We start from the raw sequence: 21,787 nt of genomic DNA, 5'->3' as shown, positions 1-21,787 counted from the left end.
TCTGGGTGCATCGTTGAACAGCCGAGCAGCCAAGGGCGGGTATGGATCAGGAGAAGAAGAGGCTCGACCTGAGCGTGGCTCAGGTCTCGGGCAGCGCGATCGCCGCCGTCGTGGCGGCCAAACTCGCCTCCACCCTCGGTGTGTACGGGACGATCCTGGGCGCCGGTGTGATCAGCGTCATCGCGACCTGCGGCGGTTCCCTCTTCCAGCACCTCTTCAAGCGGACGGGCGAACAGATACGGGTGGCGACCGTCCAGGCCGACCGCGGCCACCTCCCCCTCACCGTCGCCGCGCCAGAGCCACCGGACGAGCCCGGGGCGCACCCCCGCGGCGCGTTCCGCGAGGAGTTCGGCGAGGCGACGACCCACGGCACCCGTGTCCGCGGGTGGAAGCGCTCCGCCGTCGCGGCGGCCCTCGTCTTCCTCGTCTCCATGGGAGGCATCACCGCCTACGAACTGATCTCCGATCAGGACTTCGGCGGCACCAAGGGAAGGACCACCTTCGGCTCGGTCGTGCGGGGCGGCGAGGACCCCGCCCCGTCGAGTCCGTCCACCGACGCTCCCTCCACCCTCCGGCCCGGGACCGGACAGGACCGGGACCACCGGCGGAGCCAGGACCCGAGTCCCGACCCCGGCAAGGGCCAGGGGGAGAGCGGCGCGGGCAGCGCGCCCCCGGACGCCGGGGCGAGCACCCCCGCTCCGGATCCGACCCCCTCGCCCTCGACCGGCGGCGACCCGGCGCCCACCCCCACACCCTCCACGGTGACGCCCACCCCGGCCCCGATGGGCAGCCCGTCACCCGGCTCCCCGTCGGCCGGGTGACCCTCAGTCGCCCAGGACGCGCCGCAGGTAGTCGTTGGCGAAGAGCCGGTCCGGGTCCAACCGGTCGCGCAGCGCCGTGAACTCGGCGAAGCGCGGGTAGACCTCGGCGAGGTAGGCGGCGTCCCGGGTGTGCACCTTGCCCCAGTGCGGCCGCCCGCCGTGCGCCGTCATGATGCGCTCCACCGCGGTGAAGTAGCCGCGGTGGGGCGTCCCCTTGTAGAGGTGGGCCGCGATGTAGACCGTCTCCCGGCCCGAAGCCGTGGAGAGCGTGATGTCGTCGGCGGGAGCCGTCCGGACCTCCACCGGGAAGCTCACCTTCAGGGGCGAGCGTTCGACCATCGCCTTCAGCTCGCGCAGCGCCGCGACCCCCGCCTCACGCGGCAGGGCGTACTCCATCTCCAGGAAGCGCACCCGGCGCGGGGAGGTGAAGACCTTGTACGGGATGTCGGTGTACGTACGGGCCGACAGCGCGCGACTGGAGACCTTGGCCAGCGACGGGATGACCGGGGGCACCGCGCGCCCCAGGGAGCACGCCAGTTGGAAGACGCCGTTGGACAGCAGCTCGTCCTCGACCCAGCCGCCGATCCTCCCGGGCGGGGCGGCGGGGCCCGCGCTGCGGTTGTTGCGCTTGGTGTTGCAGTTCTCGGTGTGCGGGAACCAGTAGAACTCGAAGTGCTCGTTCTCGGCGTGCAGGGCGTCGAACTCCGAGGTGACCCGGTCGAAGGTCATCGGCTCCTCGCGCGCGGTGAGCAGGAAGACCGGCTCCACCGCGAAGGTGATCGCCGTGATCACGCCGAGCGCGCCGAGCCCGAGCCGGGCGGCCGCGAAGACCTCGGGGTTCTCCTTCTCGGAGCAGGTCATCAGCCGCCCGTCGGCGGTGACTAGCTCCAGCTCCCGGATCTGCGCGGCGATCGAGGCGGAGTCGCGGCCGGTGCCGTGCGTACCGGTGGAGGTGGCTCCGGCGACCGTCTGCTCCATGATGTCGCCCATGTTCGTGAGCGACAGACCCTCACGGGCCAGGGCGACGTTGAGCCGCTTGAGCGGAGTGCCCGACTCCACGGTGACGGTCATCGCCTCGCGGTCGATCCGCCGGATGCCGGCCAGGAGATGGGGCCGTACCAGCAGGCCGTCGGTCGCCGCGATCGCGGTGAAGGAGTGCCCGGTGCCGACCGTCTTCACCCGCAGCCCGTCGGCGGCCGCCTTCCGGACGGCGTCGGCGAGCTCCTCGGCCGAGGCGGGGCTCACCTCCCGTACGGGCCGGGAGGTGACGTTCCCCGCCCAGTTACGCCACGGACCGCTCGCCGTTCCGGTGATCGCCGTCCTGGTGCTCGCCCTCATCGTCCCGCTCACGCTGCCCCTCCCCAGTCGGCACCGGCCTGCGCAGCCGGCGGTACCCCAGGAGACCCACCACGACCGCGAGCGCGCCCGAGACCACGGGCACCACGTACGCCGCCTCCGCCCCCGACACGTCGACCACCCAGCCGGCGGCCGAGGAGCCGAGCGCCACACCGATCGCGAGCCCGGTCCCTGTCCAGGTCATGCCCTCGGTCAGTTTGGTGCGCGGTACGTGCGCTTCGACGAGGGCCATGGTGGTCACCATCGTCGGTGCGATGGACAGGCCCGCGACAAAGAGCGCCACGGCCAGCAACGGCAGGTTCCCGGCCAGTAGGAGGGGGATCATACTCACGGCCATCGCGCAGACGCCCAGCAGCCATCTGCGGGACGGCTCGCCCTTGAGGTGGAGCAGTCCGAAGACCGCGCCCGCCAGACACGAACCGAGGGCGTACACGGCGAGGACGAGGCTGGCGGCGGCCTTGTGTCCCTGCTCCTCGGCGAAGGCCACCGTCACCACGTCGACGGAGCCGAAGATCGCGCCGGTGGCGACGAAGGCGAGCGCCAGGATCTGCAGACCGGGGGAGCGCAGGGCGGAGCCGCTGCCGTGCTCCTCGCGGGGGTGCGGCCGGGGCTCGGTGGCGTGCTGCGCGGTCAGCCAGAAGACGCCGACCGCGAGGAAGGCGGCGGCGAACAGCGGACCGGCCTCGGGGAACCAGATGGTCGACAGGCCGATGGAGATGATCGGGCCGAAGATGAAGCACACCTCGTCGACGATCGACTCCCAGGAGTAAGCGGTGTGCAGCTCGCGCGCCGAGCCGCGGTAGATCTCCGCCCACCGGGCCCGGGTCATGGCACCGACGCTGGGCACGCAGCCGACGAGCGCGGTGAAGGCGAAGAGGGTCCAGTCCGGGGCCTGCTGCTGGACGCAGAGCAGGAGGCCGGCGCAGGCCGCCAGCGACAGGAGGGTCGCCGGGCGCAGGACCCGGCGCTGGCCGTGCCGGTCGACCAGCCGCGAGACCTGGGGGCCCATCACCGCGGCGGACATCGCGAGCGTCGCCGAGAGCGCGCCGGCCAGGCCGTACCTCCCGGTGACCTGGGAGATCATCGTGACGACGCCGATGCCCATCATGGACAGCGGCATCCGGCCGAGGAAACCGGCGACCGAGAACGCCTTGGTGCCGGGTGCCGCGAAGATCGCGCGATAGGGACTGGGCAAGGGGATCTCCGGCATCGGCTCGGCACGCGTCGTCCAACACGTGTAATTAATAGCTAAAGCCTACGGTGTTGAAGTGGATCGGGCAGCCACCTTTTTCGGCCGGGCCGCGCCACCGGCCGTCAGCGGTGGGTGGGAGGATCGGTGCCATGTCCGATCAGCACGATCCCGCCCCGTACGACGCCCTGCTGCTGCTCTCCTTCGGCGGCCCCGAAGGGCCGGACGACGTGGTCCCCTTCCTGGAGAACGTGACCCGCGGCCGAGGCATCCCGAAGGAACGGCTGAAGGAGGTGGGGCAGCACTACTTCCTCTTCGGCGGCGTCAGCCCGATCAACGACCAGAACCGCGCCCTGCTCGACGCGCTGCGGACCGACTTCGGGCGTGCCGGCCTCGACCTGCCGGTCTACTGGGGCAACCGGAACTGGGCGCCGTACCTCACCGACACCCTGCGGGAGATGATCACCGACGGCCGGCGCCACATCGCCGTCCTCGCCACCAGCGCGTACGCCTCCTACTCCGGCTGCCGCCAGTACCGCGAGAACCTCGCCGACGCGCTCGCGACGCTGGAGGCGGAGGGGCTGCCGCTGCCCCGCGTCGACAAGCTCCGGCACTACTTCAACCATCCCGGGTTCATCGGCCCGATGGTCGAGGGCGTGCTCGCCTCCCTGGCCGAGCTCGACGAGTCCGTACGCGCCGGCGCGCACCTCGCCTTCACCACGCACTCCATCCCGGAGTCGGCCGCCGACACCTCCGGTCCGGCCGGCGAGCACGGCGAGGGCGGTGCCTATGTGCGCCAGCACCTCGACGTGGCCCGGGTGATCGTCGAGGCCGTCCGGGAGGAGACCGGCGTCGCGTACCCCTGGCAGCTCGTCTACCAGTCCCGCAGCGGCGCCCCGCACATCCCCTGGCTGGAGCCCGACATCTGCGACCACCTGGAGACGCTGCACGGCTCCGGTGTCCCGGCCGCCGTGATGGTCCCGATCGGCTTCGTCTCGGACCACATGGAAGTCCTGTACGACCTCGACACCGAGGCCACCGCCAAGGCCGCCGAGCTGGGGCTCCCGGTGCGGCGCTCCGCGACCGTCGGGGCGGACCCCCGGTTCGCCGCGGCGGTCCGGGACCTCGTCCTGGAGCGTGCGGCGGGCGAGCGCGGTGTCCGGGCCGAGCGCTGTGCCCTGGGGGCCCTCGGCCCGTCCCACGACCTCTGCCCGATCGGCTGCTGCCCCGCGCGCGCGGAGCGGCCGGCGGCGGCCGGTGCCGACAGCCCGTACGCGTAAGGAGTTCTTGTGACCCAGCCTGTGACCGACCCCCTGCGGACCGAACTGCTCGACCTCGCCCTGGAGGCCGCGCGGCGGGCCGGCGCGCTGCTGCGGGACGGCCGGCCGGACGACCTGGCCGTGGCCAGGACCAAGTCCAGCCCGATCGACGTGGTCACCGAGATGGACATCGCCGCCGAGAAGCTGATCACCGGCTTCCTGGCCGAGCACCGCCCGGGCGACGGCTTCCTCGGCGAGGAGGGGGCCGCGAGCCCGGGCTCCAGCGGCGTCCGCTGGGTGATCGACCCGCTCGACGGCACCGTGAACTATCTCTACGGCCTGCCGACCTGGTCCGTCTCCATCGCCGCCGAACGCGACGGCGAGACCGTCGTCGGCGTCGTCGCGGCCCCGATGCGCCGCGAGACGTACCGGGCCGTCCTCGGCGGCGGCGCCTACGTCACGGGTCCGGACGTCGGCGAGCGCCGGCTCTCCTGCCGGCCCGCGGCCCCGCTGGACCAGGCCCTGGTGTCCACCGGCTTCGCCTACGTCCAGGCGGTCCGCTCGCACCAGGCTGATGTCGCCCAGCGCCTCGTCCCGCGCGTGCGCGACATCCGCCGGGGCGGCTCCGCCGCGATCGACCTCTGCGACGTGGCCGCGGGCCGCCTCGACGCCTACTACGAGCGCGGACTGAACCCGTGGGACCTCGCGGCGGGGGACCTCATCGCCCGGGAAGCGGGCGCGGTGACCGGTGGACGCCCCGGTGAGGCCGCGTCGGGCGCTCTGGCGGTCGCGGCCTCACCCGGCGTCTTCGAGCCCCTCCAGAGGCTCCTGGAGGAGTTCGGCGCCTGGCACGACTGAACCAGGACGGTGGACACGCGAAGGGGCCCCGGTGTCGACGACACCGGGGCCCCTTCGCGTCCTGGGGTGCAGGCCACGTGCTGGGGTCAGACGCTGGCGGCGCCGACCTCCACGCCGTGTTCGGCGGCCAGACGGTGCAGGTCTTCGAGCTCAGCCTGCTCGACGTCCGCGAGGAAGTCGTCGCCCGTCTCGCGAGCCCGTGTGAGGTCGGTCTGCGCCGTCCTGATGCGCTGCAGCAGTCCTGCGGTGAAAGCGTCCATCGTGCGCCCCCTCGTCATGGGTCGGTGGCACGGGGGTGTGCCGAGGGTGGGTCGATCACACGCTGCCACCTCTGGGGGACAGAGCGGCCTGTGGCGTGCCACATACAGGGCGTGATCGCGGGGTGTGCAGACGTCCTCCCCAAGCCGGTCCTCACAGAAACCTCAACTGGCCCGTGATTCAGGTGAATTCTCGGCGCGCCTCACACCCGCCCTCTCCGCGCCCCCGCCCGCCCGCCCTCTCCGCGCCCTCGCACCCCCTCGGCGCCCGCGTGCCCGCCTTCACCCCTCGCCGTGCGCCGTCCGGCCCCCGCCCCGGCGTTCGGCGGGTCCCCGGCCGTACGCCGCCTTACAGCCGGTTTACGCGCGTCCGGGGCAGGATGGACACCCACAGCCCACGCTCATGAACCGCTCTGCCCGCGTCGCGGACCAGGGCCGGCAGGAAGGAATGCGACGTGCGCGTACTCGTCGTCGAGGACGAGCAGCTGCTCGCCGATGCGGTGGCCACCGGACTGCGCCGGGAGGCCATGGCCGTCGACGTCGTGTACGACGGCGCCGCCGCCCTGGAGCGCATCGGGGTGAACGACTACGACGTGGTCGTCCTCGACCGCGACCTCCCGCTCGTCCACGGGGACGACGTCTGCCGGAAGATCGTCGAGCTCGGCATGCCCACCCGGGTCCTGATGCTCACCGCCTCCGGCGACGTCAGCGACCGGGTCGAGGGCCTGGAGCTCGGGGCCGACGACTACCTCCCCAAGCCCTTCGCCTTCACCGAGCTGACCGCGCGGGTCCGGGCCCTCGGCCGGCGCACGACCGTCCCGCTCCCGCCCGTCCTGGAGCGCGCCGGCATCAAGCTCGACCCGAACCGCCGCGAGGTCTTCCGCGACGGCAGGGAGGTCCAGCTCGCGCCCAAGGAGTTCGCCGTCCTGGAGGTCCTCATGCGCAGCGAGGGCGCGGTCGTCTCGGCCGAGCAGCTCCTGGAGAAGGCGTGGGACGAGAACACCGACCCGTTCACCAACGTCGTACGGGTGACGGTGATGACCCTGCGCCGCAAGCTCGGCGAACCGCCGGTCATCGTCACGGTCCCCGGCTCCGGATACCGGATCTGACCCCGTGGCCGCGACCCCGGCGCCGCCTCAGGCGCCCCCGAAGCCGACCTGGGACCCCCGGGACCCCGTCAGGCCCCTGCTGCGTCCGACCATCCGGATAAGGCTCACGCTGCTGTACGGCGGGATGTTCCTGATCGCCGGCATCCTGCTGCTGTCGATCATCTACCTCCTCGCCGCGCAGGCGCTGCACATCGGCAGCGAGCTGCCGTTCAAGATCGTGCAGGGCAAGGTCACCAGCGAGGTCTGCAACTTCCCGAACGACGCCCCGGCCACCGAGTTCAACGCGGCGATGAACTCCTGCGTCAACGAACAGCGCCAGCACGCCCTGGACGACCTCCTGCGCCGCTCGCTCTTCGCCCTCCTCGGCCTGAGCATCATCGCCTTCGCCTTCGGCTACGCCATGGCGGGCCGGGTCCTGTCGCCGCTCGGCAGGATCACCCGGACGGCCCGCCAGGTCGCCGGATCGGACCTGGCCCGGCGGATCGAGCTGGACGGTCCCGACGACGAGCTGAAGGAGCTGGCCGACACCTTCGACGAGATGCTGGAACGCCTGGAGCGGGCCTTCACCGCCCAGCAGCGGTTCGTGGCGAACGCCTCGCACGAGCTGCGCACGCCGCTGGCGATCAACCGCACCCTCCTGGAGGTCCACCTCTCGGACCCCGGGGCCCCGGTGGAGCTCCAGCAGCTCGGCAAGACCCTGCTCGCCACCAACGAGCGCAGCGAGCAGCTGGTGGAGGGCCTGCTGCTGCTCGCCCGCAGCGACAACCAGATCATCGAGCGCAAGCCCGTCGACCTGGCCGAGGTCGCGTCGCGCGCCGTCGACCAGGTGCACGCGGAGGCCGAGGCCAAGGGCGTGGAGTTCCGCGGCGAGCGTGCCGCGGCCGTCGTGCAGGGCAACGGCGTCCTGCTGGAGCGGATCGCCCTGAACCTCGTCCAGAACGCCGTGCGGTACAACGTGCCGGAGGACGGCTGGGTGGAGGTCACCACCGAGACCCAGCACGGTCAGGCGGTCCTGGTGGTCTCGAACACGGGGCCGGTCGTTCCCGCGTACGAGATCGACAATCTTTTCGAGCCGTTCCGGCGCCTACGGCAGGAGCGGACGGGAAGCGACAAGGGAGTCGGCCTCGGCCTGTCGATCGCCCGGTCGGTCGCGCGTGCCCACGGCGGCCGTATCATCGCGGAGCCTCGTGAAGGCGGTGGTCTCGTGATGCGCGTCACTCTCCCGATCTGACACACTTCGTGTACCCGCCGCTTCGTTCGCTGTGCGCGGAATTATCGGAGCCCGGCCGTGAGACGCCCCTGTGTGATCGATCACAGGAACGTACAGCCGTCCCTCCACTCTCCGTGATCGGGAATTCCCTCGGAAAACCAGGAAAAGTCCGGGTTTCCGGGGTCATCGATGACGGGAAGTACACGGGGTGGCGCCCGTGAAGGACGGCAGGTGGACCGTGTACGGTCCCGTTCGCCACCCAAACCCGATCACTCGTGAGAGAGCGGATTGGGTGTCGATTGAGTAACAGACCTTGATGTGAGGCAAAATCTCCGCCTCGGGTCGGGCACAAGTCCGGCCTCTCACGCGTTACGTGCGCTGGAGACACCGCAACCACCCAGAGGGGGAGAGCGACATGGCAACGGATTACGACACCCCACGCAAGACCGACGACGACGTCGATTCGGACAGCCTTGAGGAACTGAAGGCCCGCCGGAACGACAAGTCGACCTCGACGGTCGACGTCGACGAGTTCGAGGCCGCAGAAGGCCTGGAGCTGCCCGGCGCGGACCTCTCGAACGAGGAGCTCGCCGTCCGGGTCCTGCCCAAGCAGGCCGACGAGTTCACCTGCATGAGCTGCTTCCTCGTGCACCACCGCAGCCAGCTGGCTCGAGAGAAGAACGGCCAGCCGATCTGCCGCGACTGCGACTGAGATCGGCCGGCCGTGGCAGGCGACACACCGTCCCGGAAGCGACGCTTCCGGCTTCATGGGAAGCCGGAGGCGGATCAGGGCGGCTCACGTCGGGCGGAGGGTGCCCAGCACGCACCCGACGCCGAGAACACCGCCCTCCTGCCCTCCCTCGGCGCACGTGACGACGAGCGAGGCCCCCAGGCCTCGCTCGAAGCTGCCCCGGTGCCGGTGGAGCGGGAGGAGCCGCGCCGAGGGCGTCTCGACGCCGTCAAACGCGTGGCCAACCCGGCGCGCGTCCAGCTGGACCGCGTCAAACTCGACCGCGCGCGGATCGACGCCGTCAAACGCGGCGTGAAGCGCGGCGGCGAGAGCGCCAAGATCGGGATCGGCTATCTCGCCGACCGGGTCATCGACATCGCTCCACGCGTACCCGTACGGGACCTGGCGACCCTGCGCCGCCACTTCCCGGGGCTCGGGCCCGAACAGATCGCCGACAAGCTCGTCGCGGGCGCGGCCAACGCCAGCTCGACCGTCGGCGCGGGCATCGGCGCCGCCGCCATGCTTCCCGTACCCCCCGCGATGCCGGCGGAGCTGGCCGCGGAGATCACCGGAGTCGCGGCGATCGAGCTGAAGCTCATCGCCGAGCTGCACGAGGTGTACGGGCTGCGACCGGCCGGCACCCTCCCGCAGCGGTCGGCCGCCTATCTGACCTCCTGGGCGGAGGAACGCGGCATCGACCCCACCAAGCCCACCACCGTCAACGCCGCGCTCGGCGGCCAGCTCAAGCGCGAACTGCGCCAGCAGATCACGAAGCGCATCGTGCGCAATCTGCCCAACCTGGCCCCGTTCATGATCGGCGCCGCCGTCGGCGCGGTGATGAACCGGCGCGACACCAAGAAGCTCGCCGAACACGTCCGCAAGGACCTCCGGCGCCGCCAGGTCCCCTGGGACGCCCTGGGCGCGCTGCCCCCGCTGGAGCAGCCCGAGAATCCCGAGGAGATCGGCTTCTAGGCCTCCGTGCCCCGCGCCGTCTCCGCGGCCCCGGCCGGGGCGTCCTCGCCGACCGCCGCCTCCGCGCCCCGCTCCCGGCCGATCCGCTCGCGTACCGCCTCCAGGGCCGCGACCAGGCCCTCCGGGTCACGGGTGGAGACGTAGACGTACGGCGTCGGGTCCGCCGGGTCGGTGACCTCGACGCGGACCGCGCCCGGGACGTAGCTGCGCAGCAGCATGAAGGCCCGGGGGTCGGCCTTGAACGTCCGCCACGCGCGCGCCTCCTCGGCGTCCAGCGCCTCGGGGATGCCCAGCGCCGACACCGGGATACGGGCGTCGCCCGCCACCAGCGAATCGGCCACGACCCGGATGCGGGCGGAGCCGTACGAGGAGACCGCCACGGCCGCCAGCGCCGCCGCCGCGATCAGCCCGACGAGCGTCGCCACCGTGCCGAGGGGGAACGTCACCAGACCGCCGGACAGCCCCAGCAGGGCCACGATCACCCACCAGGAGCGGGGAGCGGTCAGACGTTCGTCGAAACCCGGCGCGGAGGACGGTGCGGAAGGCTGCATACGTCCTAGCTTGGCACGGCGCGACCTGCCCCCATCCGCGCGGGTAAGGTCTGCGGCTGTGACTGCAACATCTGCCGCCCTCACCCCGCCGGCCGACGCCATACCGCCGGTACGCCACCCCGACGCGCCCGCCCCCGGCGAGCTGCTCGGCGCGCACTACGAGCACTGCTTCGGGTGCGGCGGCGGGCAGCCCCACGGCCTCCACCTCGCGGCCATGGCCGGCGAGGGCGTGACCGTCACCGCGGAGTTCACCGTGACCCCCGACCACCAGGGCGCCCCCGGCCTCGCGCACGGCGGCGTCCTCGCCACCGCGCTCGACGAGACCCTGGGCTCCCTGAACTGGCTGCTCCGGGTCATCGCCGTCACCGGCCGGCTGGAGACCGACTTCGCGCGGCCCGTCCCGGTCGGCACGGTGCTGCACCTGGAGGCCGAGGTCACCGCCGTGCACGGGCGCAAGATCTACTCGACCGCCACCGGCCGGATCGGCGGGCCCGACGGCCCCGTCGCGGTCCGCGCCGACGCCCTCTTCATAGAGGTCAAGGTCGACCACTTCATCGACAACGGACGCCCGGAGGAGATCCGGGCGGCCATGTCCGACCCCGACCAGGTCCGGCGCGCCCGCGCCTTCGAGGTGAACCCCTGATGCGTAACCCTGTCGACGTACTCATCCGGCGCGTGGACCCGGACGTACCGATCCCGGCCTACGGCCACCCCGGCGACGCCGGAGTGGATCTCGTGACCACCGAGGCGGCCGTCCTGCCCCCCGGGGAGCGGGTCGTGCTCCCCACCGGGATCTCCATCGCGCTGCCCGACGGCTACGCCGCCTTCGTGCACCCGCGCTCCGGTCTGGCCGCACGGCTGGGTATCGCCCTGGTGAATGCCCCGGGGACGGTGGATGCCGGGTACCGTGGAGAGATCAAGGTGATCGTGGTCAATCTGGACCCGCGTGAGAGCGTGCGGTTCGAGCGGCTCGACCGGATTGCCCAACTTGTCGTCCAGCAGGTCGAGAAGGTGCGCTTCCACGAGGTCGCGGAGCTTCCCGGCTCTGCACGGGCCGAGGGGGGCTTCGGGTCCACCGGCGGTCATGCCGCCGTGGACGGCACAACGGGTGGGAATCGATACGCTTCGGTCGTATCCGACCGGGAAGGACAGTGACGTGTTCGGACGTCGCAAGAAGAGCGGTTCCGCTGAGGACGCAGCGGGCGAGGCCGAGCAGGTCGTCGACGAGGTCGAAACCCGTGACGGCACGGACGCGGCCGGGCGGCCGCGTCGGATGAATCTTCCGCCGGCTCCCCGGCCCGACGGGCCGTGGGACATCTCCGAGGTCTCCAAGCCGGAGGACGGCCGGGTGGACCTCGGCGGCATCTTCGTGCCCGGAGTCGAGGGCATGGAGCTGCGTGTGGAGGTGGCGGGCGACGCGATCGTCGCGGCCACCGTCGTCCTGCGTGACAGCGCCGTGCAGCTGCAGGCGTTCGCCGCGCCGAAGAAGGAAGGCATCTGGGGCGAGGTCCGCGAGGAGATCGCCTCCGGCATCACCCAGCAGGGCGGTGTCATCGACGAGGTCGAGGGCCCCCTCGGCTGGGAGCTGCGGGCCCAGGTCCCGGTGCAGTTGCCGGACGGCACCGGCGGCGTGCAGCTGGTGCGTTTCGTGGGCGTCGACGGCCCCCGCTGGTTCCTGCGCGGAGTGATCTCCGGCCAGGGCGCCGTGCAGCCCGAGGCGGCCGGTCTCCTGGAGCAGATCGTCCGGGACACCGTCGTCGTCCGGGGCGACGGGCCGATGGCTCCGCGCGACCCGATCGTGCTGAAGCTGCCGAACGACGCGCAGATGGTGCCCGAGGGCGTCCAGACGGACGACCAGGAGGGCTCGCGCTTCTCCGGAGGCATGGGCCAGCTCCAGCGCGGACCGGAGATCACCGAGGTCCGCTGACGACAGCCGTCGGCCCACGCGGCCGACGACACCCCGCGAGCCCCGGTCCGCAGGACGGTGCTCGCGGTGACGGCCGGTGGGCCGTGTCCCGTACGTCGTGTACGGGGCACGGCCCACCGGCCGTTCGCGTAGGGGGCGGGGGCGGGCGGTGGTACCTGGAGGGCCGGGGGGAGGCCGTCAGCGGTGGGGGCGGTTCCTTTCGCGCGAAGATCCGCCGTCCCCGGTGAACCCTGGTCCGGCGGCCCCGGGGCGGCCCATACTGACGGGCGCACACGTACGACGACGCGGGGGGAGCCCAGGTATGAGTGAGAGCAGCGCGCGGTCCGGCACGGCGGTGGCCGGGGAGCCGGCCGCCGGCCCGATGGTCCGCGTCCGGGACCTGCGCCGCTCGTACGGCACGGGCGCGGCGGCCGTCCACGCCCTGCGCGGCGTCTCCTTCGACATCCCGCGGGGCGAGCTCGTCGCCCTCAAGGGGCGCTCGGGCTCCGGCAAGACCACCCTGCTCAACCTGGTAGGCGGTCTGGACACCCCGGACGGCGGGCGGATCACGGTCGGCGGCACCGACCTCGCCGACCTCGGCGAGAGCGGGCTCCTGGAGCTGCGCCGGGACCGTATCGGCTTCATCTTCCAGTCCTTCGGGCTCATCCCGATCCTCACCGCCGCCGAGAACGTCGGCGTGCCCATGCGGCTGCGCAAGGCCGACCCCACGGAGCGCGAGGAGCGGGTCGCCCTCCTCCTCGCCCTGGTCGGCCTCGCGGACCACGCCGCCCAGCGCCCCGGGGAGCTCTCCGGCGGTCAGCAGCAGCGCGTCGCCATCGCCCGCGCCCTCGCCAACCGGCCCGCCCTGCTGATCGCCGACGAGCCGACCGGCCAGCTCGACGCGGAGACCGGCCTCGCGGTGATGGAGCTGCTGCGGGCGGTGGTGCGGAGCGAGGGCGTCACGGCGCTGGTGGCGACCCACGACACCCAGCTCCTCGGACTCGCCGACCGCGTCCTCGAACTGAGCGACGGCGAGATCACCGAGCACTGAGCCCCTCGGCCGGGCACGGCCGGCGGGTGCATCAGAAACACGTCAATACGGCCCGGGGGCCCTGACACCCGTACGGAATGTCCGTTTGGCTGGACGTATGGTCGTGCCATGGCGGGACGCGGCAAGCTACGGATCTATCTCGGTGCGGCACCGGGCGTCGGCAAGACGTACGCCATGCTGTCCGAGGCGCACCGGCGCGTCGAGCGCGGCACGGACTGTGTCGTCGCCTTCGTCGAGCACCACGGCCGGCCGCGCACGGAGGCGTTGCTCCACGGCCTGGAACACGTACCGCGCCGGTCCCTCGCCCACCGGGACACGACCTTCACCGAGATGGACGTCGACGCGGTCCTGGCCAGGAGACCCGTCGTCGCCCTCGTCGACGAGCTCGCCCACACCAACGTCCCCGGTTCCCGCAACGGCAAGCGCTGGCAGGACGTCGAAGAACTGCTCGCCGCGGGCATCGACGTCGTCTCGACCGTCAACATCCAGCACCTGGAGTCGCTCGGGGACGTCGTGGAGTCGATCACCGGCGTCCGGCAACGGGAGACCGTCCCCGACGAGGTGGTCCGCCGCGCCGACCAGATCGAACTGGTCGACATGTCGCCCGAGGCGCTGCGCCGGCGCATGGCGCACGGCAACATCTACAAGCCCGACAAGATCGACGCCTCGCTGTCCCACTACTTCCGCCCCGGCAATCTGACCGCGCTGCGGGAACTGGCCCTGCTGTGGACCGCCGACCGGGTCGACGAGTACCTCCGGCGGTACCGCGGCGAGCACAACATCCGCTCCACCTGGCAGGCCCGCGAACGGATCGTCGTCGGCCTCACCGGCGGCCCCGAGGGCCGCACGCTCATCCGGCGCGCCACCCGGCTCGCCGAGAAGGGCGCCGGCGGCCAGGTGCTCGCCGTCTACATCGCCCGCAGCGACGGGCTCACCGCGGCTTCGCCGAAGGAGCTGGCGCTCCAGCGGACCCTGGTCGAGGACCTCGGCGGAACGTTCCATCACGTCATAGGCGACGACATACCCTCCGCGCTCCTCGAGTTCGCGCGGGGTGTCAACGCCACCCAGATCGTCCTCGGCTCCAGCCGGCGCAAGACCTGGCAGTACGTCTTCGGGCCCGGCGTCGGCCAGACCGTCGCCCGCGAGTCGGGGCCGGACCTCGACGTCCACATCGTCACCCACGAAGAGGTCGCCAAGGGCCGCGGCCTGCCCGACGCCCGCAGCGCCCGGCTCGGCCGCTCCCGGATCATGTGGGGCTGGGCCGTCGGCGTCGCCGGGCCCGTCCTGCTCGCCCTCCTGCTGACCCATGTCGACGCCGACCTCGGTCTCGCCAACGACATGCTGCTGTTCCTCGCCCTCACCGTCGCCTCCGCCCTGCTCGGCGGTCTGGTGCCCTCGCTGGTGTCGGCCGCGGCCGGCTCCTTCCTGCTGAACTGGTTCTTCACCCCGCCCCTGCACCGGGTGACCATCGCCGACCCCAAGAACATCGTCGCCATCGCCGTGTTCTTCGGCGTCGCCATGGCGGTCGCGTCGGTGGTCGACCTCGCCGCGCGGCGCACCCACCAGGCGGCCCGGCTGCGCGCGGAGTCCGAGGTGCTGTCCTATCTCGCCGGAAGCGTGCTGCGCGGGGAGTCGAGCCTGGAGGCCCTCCTGGAACGGGTCAGGGAGACCTTCTCCATGGAGTCGGTGGCCCTCCTGGAACGCGACAGCGACGTCGAGCCGTGGCGGCCCGCGGGCAGCGTGGGCACGGGCCCGGCGGCCCGCCCCGAAGAGGCCGACGTGGACATGCCCGTCGGGGAGCACCTAGCCCTCGCCCTCAACGGCCGCGCGCTGCCCGCCGAGGACCGGCGCGTGCTCGGCGCGTTCGCCGCGCAGGCCGCGGTGGTACGGGACCGGCAGCGGCTCGTCGGGGAGGCCGAGGAGGCCCGCAAACTGGCCGAGGGCAACAAGATCCGTACCTCCCTGCTCGCCGCGGTCAGTCATGACCTGCGTACCCCGCTCGCCGGCATCAAGGCGGCGGTCTCCTCCCTGCGCTCCGACGACGTCGAGTGGTCGGAGGCGGACCGGGCGGAACTGCTCGCCGGCATCGAGGAGGGTTCGGACCGCCTGGACCACCTGGTGGGCAACCTCCTCGACATGTCACGCCTGCAGACCGGGACCGTCACCCCGCTCATCCGCGCCATCGACCTGGACGAGGTGGTGCCGATGGCCCTCGGCGGCGTCCCGGACGGCAGCGCCGAGCTGGACATCCCGGAGAGCCTGCCGATGGTCGAGGTCGACAAGGGTCTCCTGGAGCGGGCCGTGGCCAACATCGTCGAGAACGCGGTGAAGTACAGCCCGCCCGACGTGCCGGTGACCGTCGCCGCCAGCGCGCTGGCCGACCGGGTGGAGCTGCGGGTCGCCGACCGGGGGCCGGGGGTGCCGGACGAGAGCAAGGACGGCATCTTCGAACCGTTCCAGCGCTTCGGCGACGCCCCGCGCGGCTCCGGGGTGGGCCTCGGGCTCGCGGTCGCCCGCGGGTTCGCCGAGGCCATGGGCGGCACCCTCACCGCCGAGGACACCCCCGGCGGTGGACTCACCATGACGCTGACCCTCAAGGCCGTACGCCGGGCCGACGACGCGCCCCCGCCCACGGCCGACCTGCCCGCCCGCCTCACCTCCTGACGTCGGCCCGACGCCGTCCGGCTCCCCCTTCCACCCCCACAGAGAGAAGGACCCCTTCGATGACCCGGGTTCTCGTCGTCGACGACGAGCCGCAGATCGTCCGCGCGCTGGTGATCAACCTCAGGGCGCGGAAGTACGAGGTGGACGCCGCGCCCGACGGAGCCACCGCCCTCCGGCTCGCCGCCGAGCGCCATCCCGACGTGATCGTGCTCGACCTCGGGCTGCCCGACATCGACGGGGTCGAGGTCATCAGGGGCCTGCGCGGCTGGACCCGCGTACCGATCCTCGTCCTCTCCGCGCGCCAGACCTCCGACGAGAAGGTCGAGGCGCTCGACGCGGGCGCCGACGACTACGTCACCAAGCCCTTCGGGATGGACGAACTGCTGGCCCGGCTGCGCGCCGCGGTCCGCCGGGCGGAGCCCGTCGGCGGCGCCGAGGAGGGGGCCGTCGTCGTCGAGACCGAGGGCTTCACGGTCGACCTCGCGGCCAAGAAGGTCCACCGCGACGGCAGGGACGTCCGTCTCACCCCCACCGAGTGGCACCTCCTGGAAGTGCTCGTCCGCAACAGCGGGCGCCTCGTCAGCCAGAAGCAGCTCCTCCAGGAGGTCTGGGGCCCGTCGTACGGCACCGAGACCAACTATCTGCGGGTCTACATGGCGCAGCTGCGGCGCAAGCTGGAGGCGGACCCCTCGCACCCCCGGCACTTCGTCACCGAGCCGGGCATGGGGTACCGCTTCGAGCACTGATCCGGCCCGGGCGCCCGGCGCGATCCGGCCTCCGCGCCCGGCCCGATCCGGTGCCCGCGACCGCCTGGTCCGGGCCCGCGCCCGGCCGTGGGGTCCCGGCACCCGAGGCCCCGCCGGGAGGGCCGGGGCCCGTGTCCGCGGGGGCCGGTACGCTTTCTGTATGAGTGCCGCACCGCGTACAGAGAAGCCGGCCGGGCGATTCCGCCGGATGCTCGACCGGCTGTCCACCTCACAGGAGGAGCTGGAGTCCGAAGAGCTCCAGGGGGACACGGCCGCCTCGGGGTGCACACGTATCTGTGACTGCTCCGACCGCCAGATAGTCAAGGTGACTGGTACCTTGCGCACGGTCACCCTGCGTCCGCGGGCCGGTGTGCCGGCCCTGGAGGCCGAGCTGTTCGACGGCACGGCCCCCCTGGACGTGGTGTGGCTGGGCCGGCGGTCCATCGTGGGCATCGAGCCGGGCCGCAAGCTGATCGCCTCCGGCCGGATCTCCATGAGCCACGGCCGGCGGGTCCTCTTCAACCCCAAATACGAGCTCCGACCGCTCGGACAGGAGTAGCCGGTGACGTCCCTCGACAAGCCGACACAGGATCAGGACGCCCAGGCCTCCGACGCCCGGGTCTCGAAGGAGGTCAACGAAGCCGCGCTGTTCGAGGCGTTCGGCGGCGTACGGGGCATGGTCGAGACGGTCCTGCCCGGACTTCTCTTCGTCACGATCTTCACGATCAACAAGGACCTCCACAGCTCGGCCATCGCCGCGCTGGGGGTCTCCGTGCTCCTCGTCGTCGTCCGCCTGATCCGCCGGGACACCGTGAAGCACGCCTTCAGCGGCGTCTTCGGCGTGGCCATCGGCGTGGTCTTCGCGATGATGACCGGCAACGCCAAGGACTTCTACCTCCCGGGCATGCTGTACACGCTGGGGCTCGCCCTCGCCTACATCATCACCACGCTCGCGGGCGCGCCGCTGATCGGCCTGATCCTGGGCCCGGTCTTCAAGGAGAACCTCTCCTGGCGGACCCGCAACCCCGGCCGCAAGAAGGCCTACGCCAAGGCCAGCTGGGCCTGGGGCCTCATCCTGCTCGCCAAGTGCGCGATCCTCTTCCCGCTGTACTGGTGGGCCGACACCACGCAGTTCGGCTGGGTCCTGGTGGCGCTGAAGATCCCGCCGTTCCTGCTCGCCGTGTACCTCACCTGGGTCTTCCTCGCGAAGGCCCCGCCGCCGATCGACGTCTTCGCCGAGATGGAGGCGGAGGAGGAGGCCGAGAAGGCCCGCAAGGCGGCCGCGGCCCAGCAGCCGGAGGCGTAGCGGCTCCGCACCCCGCGCACGAGGGTCCTGGCCAGGAGACCCGCCGTCGCCCTCGTCGACGAGCTCCAAGGGCCCGGACTCTTCACGGCCCCGTCGCCGCGCACGAGGAGGGCCCGGACCGTTTCCACGGTCCGGGCCCTCCTCGATGCCGTGACGGGCTCAGACCGCCGGCGTGTCCTCCTGGCCGCGGCGGACCGAGAGCAGGTCCTCCAGCTGCTCCTCACGGGCCTGCGCGGCCACGAAGAGAAGCTCGTCGCCTGCCTCCAGGGTCTCCTCCGGGCTCGGGGTGAGCACGCGCGAGCCGCGGATGATCGTGACGAGCGAGGTGTCCTGAGGCCACGCCACATCGCCCACCGACGTCCCCGCGATCGCCGACTCCGGCGGCAGCGTCAGCTCCACCAGGTTCGCGTCGCCGTGGCTGAAGCGCAGCAGCCGGACCAGGTCGCCGACGCTCACCGCCTCCTCGACCAGGGCCGACATCAGGCGGGGCGTCGACACGGCGACGTCCACGCCCCACGACTCGTTGAAGAGCCACTCGTTCTTCGGGTTGTTCACCCGGGCGACCACGCGAGGCACGCCGTACTCGGTCTTCGCGAGCAGCGACACGACGAGGTTCACCTTGTCGTCGCCGGTCGCCGCGATCACCACGTTGCAGCGCTGCAGCGCCGCCTCGTCCAGCGACGTGATCTCGCACGCGTCGGCGAGCAGCCACTCCGCCTGAGGGACCCGCTCCACCGAGATCGCGGTCGGCGCCTTGTCGACGAGCAGCACCTCGTGGCCGTTCTCCAGGAGCTCGCCCGCGATGGAACGGCCCACCGCACCCGCGCCCGCAATAGCGACACGCATCAGTGACCGCCCTCCTCAGGGCCCTCGGCGAAGGCCGCCTCGACCTTCGCGATCTCGTCCGTACGCATCATCACGTGCACGAGGTCGCCCTCCTGCAGCACGGTCTGGGAGGACGGGATGACCGCCTCGCCCAGCCGGGTGAGGAACGCGACGCGCACGCCCGTCTCGTCCTGCAGCCTGCTGACCTTGTGCCCGATCCACGCCGGGGACGTGTGCACCTCGGCGAGCTGGACACCACCGCTCGGGTCGGTCCACAGCGGCTCCGCGCCGGACGGCAGCAGCCGCCGCAGCATCTGGTCGGCGGTCCAGCGGACCGTCGCGACCGTCGGGATGCCCAGGCGCTGGTAGACCTCGGCGCGCCGGGGGTCGTAGATCCTGGCCGCCACGTTCTCGATGCCGAACATCTCGCGCGCGACCCGCGCGGCGATGATGTTGGAGTTGTCACCGCTGCTCACCGCGGCGAACGCGCCGGCCTCCTCGATGCCCGCCTCGCGCAGCGTGTCCTGGTCGAACCCGACGCCCGTGACACGTCGACCGCCGAAGCTCGACCCAAGACGGCGGAAAGCCGTCGGGTCCTGGTCCACGACGGCGACGGTGTGCCCCTGCTGCTCCAGGGTCTGCGCGAGAGCGGCTCCCACTCGCCCGCAGCCCATGATGACGATGTGCACGTCCCCTTACCCCGCACTCCTGATCGTCTTGCTGACCTGCGAATACACCCTGCTCACAACTTTCCTCACCCGACTTTGCCCGGGCCGTGGCGGACAGCGCTCTGCCGTGCTGTCCGAACCGAGCTTATGTGGCAACGCCTGCCGGGACCTCATCCGAGGTGGTGCGCAACAAGATTCCGTAAGCATCGGGGGTGCCGGTGAGCGTGGCGCTTTTCGAACGCTTACGATCCTCTGCGTGTCCAAACTGACCGACGTGCCCAAACGGATCCTGATCGGGCGGGCCCTGCGCAGCGACAGGCTCGGGGAGACTCTCCTCCCCAAGCGCGTCGCACTCCCCGTCTTCGCGTCCGACCCACTGTCCTCGGTGGCGTACGCGCCGGGCGAGGTGCTGCTCGTCCTGTCCATCGCCGGTCTGTCGGCCTACCACTTCAGCCCGTGGATCGCACTGGCCGTCGTCGTCCTGATGTTCACCGTCGTCGCCTCCTACCGGCAGAACGTCCACGCCTACCCCAGCGGCGGCGGCGACTACGAGGTCGCGACCACCAACCTCGGCCCCAAGGCCGGGCTCACCGTCGCCAGCGCCCTCCTCGTCGACTACGTCCTGACCGTCGCCGTCTCCATCTCCTCCGGGATCGAGAACCTCGGCTCGGCCATCCCGTTCGTCGTCGAGCACAAGGTCCTGTGCGCGGTCGGCGTCATCGTGCTGCTGACCGTGATGAACCTGCGCGGAGTCAAGGAGTCGGGCAGCCTCTTCGCCATCCCGACGTACGTCTTCGTCGCCGGCGTCTTCCTGATGATCGCCTGGGGCGCGTACCGCGGAATCGTCCTCGACGAGACCATGAAGGCGCCCACCGCGGCCTTCGAGATCAAGCCCGAACACCAGGGCCTGGCAGGCTTCGCCCTCGTCTTCCTCCTGCTGCGCGCCTTCTCCTCCGGCTGTGCCGCCCTCACCGGCGTCGAGGCGATCTCCAACGGCGTCCCCGCCTTCCGCAAGCCGAAGTCGCGGAACGCCGCCACCACGCTCGCCCTGATGGGCGGCCTGGCCGTCACCATGTTCTGCGGCATCATCTTCCTGGCCATGGCCACCGACGTCCGGATGGCGGAGAAGCCGGCCCAGGACCTCCTGCTCGACGGCGTCCCGGTCGGCGAGAGCTACGTCCAGGACCCGGTCATCTCCCAGGTCGCGGCCGCCGTCTTCGGCGACGGCACGTTCCTCTTCGTGGTCCTCGCCGCGGCCACGGCGCTCGTCCTCTTCCTGGCCGCCAACACGGCGTACAACGGCTTCCCGCTCCTCGGCTCGATCCTCGCCCAGGACCGGTACCTCCCGCGCCAGCTGCACACCCGCGGCGACCGCCTCGCGTTCTCCAACGGCATCGTGCTCCTGGCCGGCGCGGCCGCGCTGCTCGTGTGGGTCTACGGAGCCGACTCGACGAAGCTGATCCAGCTGTACATCGTCGGCGTCTTCGTCTCCTTCACCCTGAGCCAGATCGGCATGGTCCGGCACTGGAACCGGCACCTGAAGACCGAGCGGGACCCGGCGAAGCGCCGCCACATGATCCGCTCCCGCGCGATCAACGCCTTCGGCGCTTTCTTCACCGGCCTCGTCCTGGTCGTCGTCCTCGCGACCAAGTTCACCCACGGCGCCTGGGTCGCGCTGCTCGGCATGGTCATCTTCTACGGAACGATGACCGCGATCCGCAAGCACTACGACTCCGTGGCGGACGAGATCGCGGCCGCCGAGGAGCGCCCCGACGAGTACGTACGACCCTCGCGGGTCCGTTCCATCGTCCTCGTCTCCAAGCTCCACAAGCCGACCCTGCGGGCGCTCGCCTACGCCAAGCTGCTCCACCCCAACCAGGTGGAGGCGCTCAGCGTCAACGTCGACCCGGTGGAGATCAAGGCGCTGAAGGAGGAGTGGGAGCGGCGCGGCATCAACGTCCCGCTGAAGATCCTCGACTCTCCCTACCGCGAGATCACCCGCCCCGTCATCGACTACGTGAAGAGCATCCGCCGCGAGAGCCCCCGCGACGCCGTCTCCGTCTACATTCCCGAGTACGTCGTCGGCCACTGGTACGAGCACCTGCTGCACAACCAGAGCGCCCTGCGCCTCAAGGGCCGGCTGCTGTTCACCCCCGGTGTGATGGTCACCTCGGTGCCGTACCAGCTGCGCTCCTCCGAGGCCGCGAAGAAGCGGGCCAGGAAGCGCCAGGACTGGAACGCCCCGGGCTCGGTGCGCCGCGGCCCCGTCGAGAAGCGCCCCAAGGAGCCGACAGCCAAGAGCTGAGGCG

Annotated in this window: 22 protein-coding genes; 16 read left to right on the top strand and 6 right to left on the bottom strand. The window is 71.7% G+C overall.

Going from position 1 to position 21,787, the window contains the following annotated elements; translation table 11 throughout:
* Window positions 1–41 precede the first annotated feature (41 nt).
* On the top strand, window positions 42–821 hold the full coding sequence (locus tag ACZ68P_RS20435; protein ID WP_471008004.1) for a hypothetical protein: 780 nt from the start codon (window positions 42–44) through the stop codon (window positions 819–821).
* 3 nt (window positions 822–824) lie between these two features.
* On the opposite strand, the gene ACZ68P_RS20430 is transcribed toward ACZ68P_RS20435, so the two are convergent.
* Window positions 825–2,159 carry a D-arabinono-1,4-lactone oxidase gene (locus ACZ68P_RS20430; RefSeq protein ID WP_471008234.1) on the bottom strand — a complete coding sequence of 445 codons (1,335 nt, stop codon included), beginning with the start codon at window positions 2,157–2,159 and terminating at the stop codon, window positions 825–827.
* Window positions 2,104–3,372: an MFS transporter gene (locus ACZ68P_RS20425; protein ID WP_471008001.1), complete on the bottom strand. Its 1,269-nt coding sequence runs from the start codon at window positions 3,370–3,372 to the stop codon at window positions 2,104–2,106. The genes ACZ68P_RS20430 and ACZ68P_RS20425 overlap by 56 nt, the downstream gene beginning before the upstream one ends.
* Window positions 3,373–3,518: 146 nt before the next feature.
* Between ACZ68P_RS20425 and ACZ68P_RS20420 the strand changes: the two genes are divergently transcribed.
* A complete protein-coding gene (locus ACZ68P_RS20420) occupies window positions 3,519–4,646 on the top strand; it encodes a ferrochelatase (protein ID WP_471008000.1) in 1,128 nt (375 codons plus the stop codon).
* Between the two features lie 21 nt (window positions 4,647–4,667).
* Window positions 4,668–5,483, top strand: coding sequence for an inositol monophosphatase family protein (locus ACZ68P_RS20415; protein ID WP_471008232.1), 816 nt, complete (start codon window positions 4,668–4,670; stop codon window positions 5,481–5,483).
* A gap of 86 nt (window positions 5,484–5,569) precedes the next feature.
* On the opposite strand, the gene ACZ68P_RS20410 is transcribed toward ACZ68P_RS20415, so the two are convergent.
* Window positions 5,570–5,743, bottom strand: coding sequence for a hypothetical protein (locus ACZ68P_RS20410; RefSeq protein ID WP_365713871.1), 174 nt, complete (start codon window positions 5,741–5,743; stop codon window positions 5,570–5,572).
* A gap of 452 nt (window positions 5,744–6,195) precedes the next feature.
* Between ACZ68P_RS20410 and ACZ68P_RS20405 the strand changes: the two genes are divergently transcribed.
* From ACZ68P_RS20405 to ACZ68P_RS20390, 4 genes are all read left to right on the top strand, one after another.
* Window positions 6,196–6,849, top strand: coding sequence for a response regulator transcription factor (locus ACZ68P_RS20405; RefSeq protein ID WP_345284337.1), 654 nt, complete (start codon window positions 6,196–6,198; stop codon window positions 6,847–6,849).
* A 4-nt stretch (window positions 6,850–6,853) separates the two neighbouring features.
* Complete coding sequence (locus ACZ68P_RS20400; RefSeq protein ID WP_471007997.1) at window positions 6,854–8,080, top strand: sensor histidine kinase; 1,227 nt, start codon at window positions 6,854–6,856, stop codon at window positions 8,078–8,080.
* A gap of 394 nt (window positions 8,081–8,474) precedes the next feature.
* Entirely contained in the window at window positions 8,475–8,771 is a 297-nt protein-coding gene (locus ACZ68P_RS20395; RefSeq protein WP_003955561.1) for a DUF4193 domain-containing protein, read from the top strand.
* 12 nt (window positions 8,772–8,783) lie between these two features.
* Window positions 8,784–9,761, top strand: a complete 978-nt coding sequence (locus ACZ68P_RS20390; protein ID WP_471007995.1) for a hypothetical protein — start codon at window positions 8,784–8,786, stop codon at window positions 9,759–9,761.
* Here the strand turns inward: ACZ68P_RS20390 and ACZ68P_RS20385 are convergent.
* Window positions 9,758–10,312 (bottom strand): DUF3093 domain-containing protein, encoded by a 555-nt coding sequence (locus ACZ68P_RS20385; RefSeq protein ID WP_471007992.1) that lies wholly within the window; start codon window positions 10,310–10,312, stop codon window positions 9,758–9,760. The two genes, ACZ68P_RS20390 and ACZ68P_RS20385, sit on opposite strands and share 4 nt — an antisense overlap.
* Window positions 10,313–10,370: 58 nt before the next feature.
* Between ACZ68P_RS20385 and ACZ68P_RS20380 the strand changes: the two genes are divergently transcribed.
* From ACZ68P_RS20380 to ACZ68P_RS20345, 8 genes are all read left to right on the top strand, one after another.
* Complete coding sequence (locus ACZ68P_RS20380; RefSeq protein ID WP_471007989.1) at window positions 10,371–10,955, top strand: PaaI family thioesterase; 585 nt, start codon at window positions 10,371–10,373, stop codon at window positions 10,953–10,955.
* Complete coding sequence (gene dut, locus ACZ68P_RS20375) at window positions 10,955–11,467, top strand: dUTP diphosphatase (protein ID WP_365713881.1); 513 nt, start codon at window positions 10,955–10,957, stop codon at window positions 11,465–11,467. Before ACZ68P_RS20380 ends, dut begins: the two co-directional genes overlap by 1 nt.
* A gap of 1 nt (window position 11,468) precedes the next feature.
* Window positions 11,469–12,239: a DUF3710 domain-containing protein gene (locus ACZ68P_RS20370; protein ID WP_365713883.1), complete on the top strand. Its 771-nt coding sequence runs from the start codon at window positions 11,469–11,471 to the stop codon at window positions 12,237–12,239.
* 301 nt (window positions 12,240–12,540) lie between these two features.
* Complete coding sequence (locus tag ACZ68P_RS20365) at window positions 12,541–13,269, top strand: ABC transporter ATP-binding protein (RefSeq protein WP_471007985.1); 729 nt, start codon at window positions 12,541–12,543, stop codon at window positions 13,267–13,269.
* Window positions 13,270–13,377: 108 nt separating this feature from the next.
* Window positions 13,378–15,933 carry an ATP-binding protein gene (locus tag ACZ68P_RS20360; protein WP_471007983.1) on the top strand — a complete coding sequence of 852 codons (2,556 nt, stop codon included), beginning with the start codon at window positions 13,378–13,380 and terminating at the stop codon, window positions 15,931–15,933.
* A 59-nt stretch (window positions 15,934–15,992) separates the two neighbouring features.
* A complete protein-coding gene (locus ACZ68P_RS20355) occupies window positions 15,993–16,679 on the top strand; it encodes a response regulator (protein WP_471007981.1) in 687 nt (228 codons plus the stop codon).
* A gap of 160 nt (window positions 16,680–16,839) precedes the next feature.
* Complete coding sequence (locus ACZ68P_RS20350) at window positions 16,840–17,238, top strand: OB-fold nucleic acid binding domain-containing protein (RefSeq protein WP_365713893.1); 399 nt, start codon at window positions 16,840–16,842, stop codon at window positions 17,236–17,238.
* A 3-nt stretch (window positions 17,239–17,241) separates the two neighbouring features.
* Window positions 17,242–17,985, top strand: a complete 744-nt coding sequence (locus tag ACZ68P_RS20345; RefSeq protein ID WP_471007980.1) for a DUF3159 domain-containing protein — start codon at window positions 17,242–17,244, stop codon at window positions 17,983–17,985.
* A 159-nt stretch (window positions 17,986–18,144) separates the two neighbouring features.
* Here ACZ68P_RS20345 and ACZ68P_RS20340 read toward each other — a convergent pair whose 3' ends face one another.
* Together ACZ68P_RS20340 and ACZ68P_RS20335 are read right to left on the bottom strand one after the other, a co-directional pair.
* A complete protein-coding gene (locus ACZ68P_RS20340) occupies window positions 18,145–18,831 on the bottom strand; it encodes a potassium channel family protein (RefSeq protein ID WP_471007979.1) in 687 nt (228 codons plus the stop codon).
* Window positions 18,831–19,499, bottom strand: a complete 669-nt coding sequence (locus ACZ68P_RS20335; protein ID WP_471007977.1) for a potassium channel family protein — start codon at window positions 19,497–19,499, stop codon at window positions 18,831–18,833. Before ACZ68P_RS20335 ends, ACZ68P_RS20340 begins: the two co-directional genes overlap by 1 nt.
* A 235-nt stretch (window positions 19,500–19,734) precedes the next feature.
* Here ACZ68P_RS20335 and ACZ68P_RS20330 point away from each other — a divergent pair, with 235 nt between their 5' ends.
* Window positions 19,735–21,783: an APC family permease gene (locus tag ACZ68P_RS20330; RefSeq protein WP_471007975.1), complete on the top strand. Its 2,049-nt coding sequence runs from the start codon at window positions 19,735–19,737 to the stop codon at window positions 21,781–21,783.
* The last annotated feature ends 4 nt before the right edge of the window (window positions 21,784–21,787 follow it).

It is taken from the genome of Streptomyces sp. NPDC036822, assembly GCF_055609145.1.
The sequence above is the reverse complement of the archived record's forward strand: the minus strand, read 5'-3'. Positions and strand labels throughout refer to the sequence as shown.

Excerpts from the sequence above, each read along its gene's own strand:
- ACZ68P_RS20435 (WP_471008004.1), top strand. The coding sequence starts at position 42 with ATGGATCAGGAGAAGAAGAGGCTCGACCTGAGCGTGGCTCAGGTCTCG.
- ACZ68P_RS20430 (WP_471008234.1), bottom strand. The coding sequence starts at position 2,159 with ATGAGGGCGAGCACCAGGACGGCGATCACCGGAACGGCGAGCGGTCCG.
- ACZ68P_RS20420 (WP_471008000.1), top strand. The coding sequence starts at position 3,519 with ATGTCCGATCAGCACGATCCCGCCCCGTACGACGCCCTGCTGCTGCTC.
- ACZ68P_RS20410 (WP_365713871.1), bottom strand. The coding sequence starts at position 5,743 with ATGGACGCTTTCACCGCAGGACTGCTGCAGCGCATCAGGACGGCGCAG.
- ACZ68P_RS20395 (WP_003955561.1), top strand. The coding sequence starts at position 8,475 with ATGGCAACGGATTACGACACCCCACGCAAGACCGACGACGACGTCGAT.
- ACZ68P_RS20385 (WP_471007992.1), bottom strand. The coding sequence starts at position 10,312 with ATGCAGCCTTCCGCACCGTCCTCCGCGCCGGGTTTCGACGAACGTCTG.
- dut (WP_365713881.1), top strand. The coding sequence starts at position 10,955 with ATGCGTAACCCTGTCGACGTACTCATCCGGCGCGTGGACCCGGACGTA.
- ACZ68P_RS20365 (WP_471007985.1), top strand. The coding sequence starts at position 12,541 with ATGAGTGAGAGCAGCGCGCGGTCCGGCACGGCGGTGGCCGGGGAGCCG.
- ACZ68P_RS20360 (WP_471007983.1), top strand. The coding sequence starts at position 13,378 with ATGGCGGGACGCGGCAAGCTACGGATCTATCTCGGTGCGGCACCGGGC.
- ACZ68P_RS20355 (WP_471007981.1), top strand. The coding sequence starts at position 15,993 with ATGACCCGGGTTCTCGTCGTCGACGACGAGCCGCAGATCGTCCGCGCG.
- ACZ68P_RS20350 (WP_365713893.1), top strand. The coding sequence starts at position 16,840 with ATGAGTGCCGCACCGCGTACAGAGAAGCCGGCCGGGCGATTCCGCCGG.
- ACZ68P_RS20340 (WP_471007979.1), bottom strand. The coding sequence starts at position 18,831 with ATGCGTGTCGCTATTGCGGGCGCGGGTGCGGTGGGCCGTTCCATCGCG.